Origin of the sequence: Allolucifera butyrica (assembly GCF_900476375.1) — a bacterium.
GTDB lineage: Bacteria > Bacillota > Negativicutes > Sporomusales > UPPP01 > Lucifera > Lucifera butyrica.
Genome location: NZ_UPPP01000115.1, coordinates 1 through 4,983 on the forward strand (window position 1 = coordinate 1; position 4,983 = coordinate 4,983).

Consider the following 4,983-nt stretch of genomic DNA (forward strand, 5'->3'; position numbering starts at 1 on the left):
CGCGCGATGCCGTCACCGACTTCGATTACGGTGCCTACGTCGTCCACATTGAGGTCTACCTGGTAACGCTCGATTTGCTGTTTGATTATCGAGGTTATTTCTTCTGGCCTCATTTTCATATCTCGTTCGTCACCCCAATCTTTGTCACTTCCATATTCATCAGCGCCGTTTTCAGCATCTGCATTTGCCGGGCCACGCTGCCGTCTATCAGTTTGTCCCCCATTCGCACGATCACTCCGCCGATGATGCTCTTGTTTATGTTGGTTTTTAATATCACTTGTTTGCCTGTCACCGTGCTCAGTTTTTTCGCCAGCGCCTCTTCTTCCTCCGGCGTCAGCGGCAGGGCGGTGGTGACCTCCGCCTCGGCAATGTTGCGGGCCTGATTGGCGAGTTGATTATATTCCTTCAGTATATCCGGCAATGCGGTTTCCCGCCGTTTATCCACCAGCAGCAGCAAAAATTTATAGACAAAATCAGTCAGTTCGCTCTGGAATATTTGCCGGAGCACTTCTTTTTTAGCCTCCGCCGGGACCCGCGGGTGATACAAAAGCGTTGCCAATTCTTCCTGTCCCTCAATGGTGCTGCCCACTGCGGCCAATTCCTTTCCTACGGATTCCAGCTTATTATTTTCCACTGCCAGTTCATAGATGGCCTGGGCGTATTTGTCCGCCAACTGGTTCATTTGCATGCTTACCACCCATTTTCCAAAGACCCTTATTCCGGCCTTTGACTATTCAATCCCATTTTTCGCAGTCCTCTGTCACTCGACAATAATTCTCCAGGCAAAGATAAACTGAGTGAATGCTAACAAAAATATAAACTCATTATTACTTTGCGGCTATAAACTGGGAAAAATATTGTCGCTATAAGTTCAGGGTGCGAAATGTGGGTCACTCTATTTCTAAATAAAGATTTATATCGCAAATCTTTAAGTCTACTTAAATTAGTTGGGATAGGAATTCAATTTATTGGCATCCAGTTGATCAATAAAATTCTGGACTAGTTGTCTATTTATTGCCGCATCCAGGTTCTGACCGACAATTTGGGCAGCGGCCGTCAGTGCCAGGGAAACCACTTCATCTTTCAGTTCGACTAATGCCTCCTCTTTTTCCCGCTGGATTTCCTCCTGAGCCGCTTTCAGCATCCGGACGTGTTCCGTCCGCGCTTCCGCCAGAATTTCCTCCTTGTTCTGCCCGGCTACTTTGGTTGCCTTGTCGACAATCTCCTGGGCTTGCATCCGGGCCTCTGCCATTTGCTGCTGGTATTCCAGCAACAGTTTTTTCGCCTCCGCCCGGTCTTTTTCCGCCGCTTCCAGACTGCCGGCTATTTTTTCCTGCCTTTCCGCCAGGGTTTTCATCAGTGGTTTATAGGCTACTTTTACCAAAATGGCCATCAGAATGAGAAAATTTATGATTTGCGCTAATAACGTCGCGTTTAATTCGACCAACGAGTATCCCTCCTCTCCGGCGTTAGAAGCGCTGGCAGGAAATCCTGCCAGCCGCTTTTAAGCACAGTTTACTGTAAGAATGGATTGGCAAATACTAATACAATGGCTATAACGGCGGCAATAATAGGAATAGACTCGATCAAACCTACTGAAATAAACATGTTCACCAGGATCGTCCCCTTTGCTTCCGGTTGTCTCGCCATACCCTCAACCGCTTTGGCCGTAACCGAACCGTCACCGATCCCTGCGCCGACAGCGGCCAGACCAATGGCAAGACCGGCTCCGATTACAGAAGCCGCAACCATAATAGCGTGTTCCATTGAAACTCCCTCCTTCTCCTTAATCTCTGATTCATCCTACATTTAGTGATAATCGTCTTTTGTTACCCCAGCTAAATACGACATAGACAACATAGTAAAAATAAATGCCTGAACCAGACCAACGAAAACACTAAACCCCAACCACAAAATATTAGGAATTGGCATCCATACCGGAACAAGAATACTTAACACAACAATTAAAATCTCGCCGGCCAATATGTTGCCGAACAGACGGAAAGACAATGTGATCGGCTTGGCCAGTTCTTCAATCAAATTAATGAACACAAACGGAATGTATGGTTGGAAAAAATGCTTCACATAGTTGCCTGCCCCTCTGTTTTTCACGCCCAGAATATGCACCAGAACCACGATCATCAAAGCGAGCCCCAATGTGGTATTAATGTCGTTGGTGGGTGACGAAAGTCCCGGAATCAGACCCAGCCAGTTGGCAATCAGTAAAAATAAAAACAGGGTAATGATCAGGGGCGCTAATTTTTTACCCCTGGACCCCATGGTAGCTTCAATCTGGTCCAAAATAGCGGTTACCGCCAATTCCAAAAGATTCTGCCAGCCCCGGGGTACCAGTTCCAGTTTTCTGGTTGCTATTATCGCAATCAGAATGACAATTGCCATCGCCAGCCAGGTCATATAAAGCGTATCCATATTGAAAGTAAGACCGGCCAAATGTGCCAGCTTGTGTGCTCCCATGTCATTTCCTCCGCCGTGGCCCATATCTCTCCTCCTTATCCTTTTAATTTATGGGACGCCTTGATCTGATCAATACAAATCAGGACTGCATAGATAGACCAGCTGACCGGCAAAGAAAAAAAACCGACTATGGCTGCCAGCCTATCTACTCTTGATTCTCCCAACGCCCCCCATAATACCAGCAAGATTCCCATTCTTATCCACCAGCCCCAGCGCAGATAACCTGCTGCAGCCGGATTCACAGCGCCGGTGTATTTTTCAATTTGATAATACAGTAATAAAAAGTAAAATAGTCCGGCTATAAATCCCAGTACAAGACCGGTAATAATTGTCCCATATCCGGTAAGATAAGCCCCGCTGCAGATGACCGCCATTCCCAGGCTTAACCATTGAAAAATTGGTTTAACTACAAAGCGTAAGTAGGCCACAAAACCGGCTTTCTGCCTTCCCCCCTTTTTTATTGCGTTTCTTATGTCAATATATTTAGCTGCTTGGAGATATATTACAGTTTTTTTTAAAAGAGAAACCGCTGTGCGGTCTTTCGGCTCGTGGCGCAGGGCTCAGGGCACGGGAAAAGACACAAGGATCGTCTTGTCATATAAAAAAAAACAAGACCGGGAACTCCCAGTCTTGTTTTTTTTACTGCTTATCTACATTTTGTTTTTAAATTCCGCTACCTTTAACCGGACAACAGCCCGGCGCAAAGCGGCTTCGGCCCGGACAGTGTCAATTCCGTCAGCGCTTTTCAAGCGGCTCTCGGCTCTTTCCTTAGCCTCTTCCGCCCGCTCCACATTAATCTCTTCCGGCAATTCGGCACAGCCGGCGAGAACAGTCACCTTTTCCGGCTGCACTTCAATAAATCCACTGCAGACCGACACTTCCGTCTCGCCTTCGTCCTTTAAAATCCGCAGCGGCCAAATGCTTAAACCCGCTATCAGCGGCACGTGCCCGGGCAGAATCCCCAGGTCCCCGTCCGTCGCCCGGGCAATCACCATGTTGACATTGTCCGAATATACGATTCGTTCAGGGGTCACGATGTCCAGCCGTATTGTCTTGGCCAACTGTTATTCCCCCTTCATTTTCTGTGCCTTTTCCACCACTTCGTCGATTGTTCCCGCCATAAAGAAGGCCGATTCCGGTATCTCGTCATGCTTGCCTTCCACAATTTCCTTAAAGCCACGAATGGTCTCTTTCAGCGGCACATACTTGCCCGGCGTGCCCGTAAAGGTCTCGGCCACAAAGAACGGCTGACTCAGGAACCGCTGAATCTTACGCGCCCTCGATACGGTCAGTTTGTCTTCGTCGGACAGTTCTTCCATCCCCAGTATGGCAATGATATCCTGCAGTTCTTTATACCGCTGCAGGACTTCCTGTACGCTTCGCGCCACCTGATAATGCTCTTCACCCAAAACGTGCGGGTCCATAATCCGTGAGGTGGAATCCAGCGGGTCCACCGCCGGATAAATCCCCAGCTCGGCAATTTGCCGCGACAGTACCGTCGTGGCGTCCAGATGGGCGAACGTTGCCGCCGGCGCCGGGTCCGTCAGGTCGTCGGCCGGTACATAGACCGCCTGTACCGAGGTAATAGAACCCTTTTTCGTCGATGTAATCCGTTCCTGCAAAGCCCCCACGTCGGTGGCCAGCGTCGGCTGATACCCTACCGCCGACGGCATCCGGCCTAACAGGGCCGACACTTCCGAACCGGCCTGAATAAACCGGAAGATGTTGTCAATAAAGAGCAATACGTCCTGCCCGCCCACATCACGGAAGTATTCCGCCATAGTCAGTCCTGTCAGTCCAACCCGCATTCTCGCTCCCGGCGGTTCATTCATCTGGCCGTATACCAGAGCCGTTTTTTCAATAACGCCCGATTCTTTCATTTCCGACCACAAATCGTTGCCTTCCCGCGTCCTCTCGCCTACGCCGGAGAACACGGAATAGCCGCCGTGCTCGGTCGCGATATTGCGGATCAGTTCCATAATCAATACCGTTTTCCCTACGCCCGCACCGCCGAACAGGCCGATTTTACCACCCCGGGCATACGGGGCAATGAGGTCTACCACTTTGATGCCCGTTTCCAGGATTTGCGTCGCTGTTTCCTGGTCTTCGAAGGAAGGGGCCGGACGGTGAATCGGCCAGTAATCCTCGGCCTCCACTTTTTCCGGATTGTTGTCTACCGTATCACCAAGAACGTTAAACACCCGTCCCAATGTATTTTTGCCTACAGGAATCTTAATCGACGCTCCCGTATCAATGCACTGCATACCCCGGGTCAACCCGTCGGTGGAAGACATGGCCACGCAGCGAACGGTGTTGTCCCCCAGATGCTGCATCACTTCCACGGTCAGATGAATTTTTACCCCGCTCGTTTCCCCGTCAATATGAATGGCGTTATAGATCGCCGGCAGATGTTCCGGGTGAAACTCAATATCTACCACAGGCCCGATAACCTGAATTACCTTGCCCGTATTTTGATTGCTGTCACTCAAGGGTATACCCCCTTTCTTT

7 protein-coding genes are annotated in these 4,983 nt (G+C 49.5%); all 7 read right to left on the reverse strand.

The features are described 5' to 3' along the window. Positions 1–115: 115 nt before the first annotated feature. On the reverse strand, positions 116–682 hold the full coding sequence (locus LUCIF_RS22380; protein ID WP_207858317.1) for a F0F1 ATP synthase subunit delta: 567 nt from the start codon (positions 680–682) through the stop codon (positions 116–118). A gap of 261 nt (positions 683–943) precedes the next feature. Then, on the reverse strand, positions 944–1,447 hold the full coding sequence (gene atpF / locus LUCIF_RS22385; protein WP_122630048.1) for a F0F1 ATP synthase subunit B: 504 nt from the start codon (positions 1,445–1,447) through the stop codon (positions 944–946). A 68-nt stretch (positions 1,448–1,515) separates the two neighbouring features. After that, entirely contained in the window at positions 1,516–1,767 is a 252-nt protein-coding gene (gene atpE, locus LUCIF_RS22390) for a F0F1 ATP synthase subunit C (protein ID WP_122630049.1), read from the reverse strand. Positions 1,768–1,809: 42 nt separating this feature from the next. Continuing rightward, on the reverse strand, positions 1,810–2,499 hold the full coding sequence (gene atpB, locus LUCIF_RS22395; protein WP_122630050.1) for a F0F1 ATP synthase subunit A: 690 nt from the start codon (positions 2,497–2,499) through the stop codon (positions 1,810–1,812). An 11-nt stretch (positions 2,500–2,510) separates the two neighbouring features. Continuing rightward, on the reverse strand, positions 2,511–2,903 hold the full coding sequence (locus LUCIF_RS22400) for a hypothetical protein (RefSeq protein ID WP_122630051.1): 393 nt from the start codon (positions 2,901–2,903) through the stop codon (positions 2,511–2,513). A gap of 222 nt (positions 2,904–3,125) precedes the next feature. Continuing rightward, entirely contained in the window at positions 3,126–3,536 is a 411-nt protein-coding gene (locus LUCIF_RS22405; RefSeq protein WP_122630052.1) for a F0F1 ATP synthase subunit epsilon, read from the reverse strand. Positions 3,537–3,539: 3 nt separating this feature from the next. Next, positions 3,540–4,964 (reverse strand): F0F1 ATP synthase subunit beta, encoded by a 1,425-nt coding sequence (gene atpD, locus LUCIF_RS22410; RefSeq protein ID WP_122630053.1) that lies wholly within the window; start codon positions 4,962–4,964, stop codon positions 3,540–3,542. Positions 4,965–4,983: the final 19 nt, after the last annotated feature.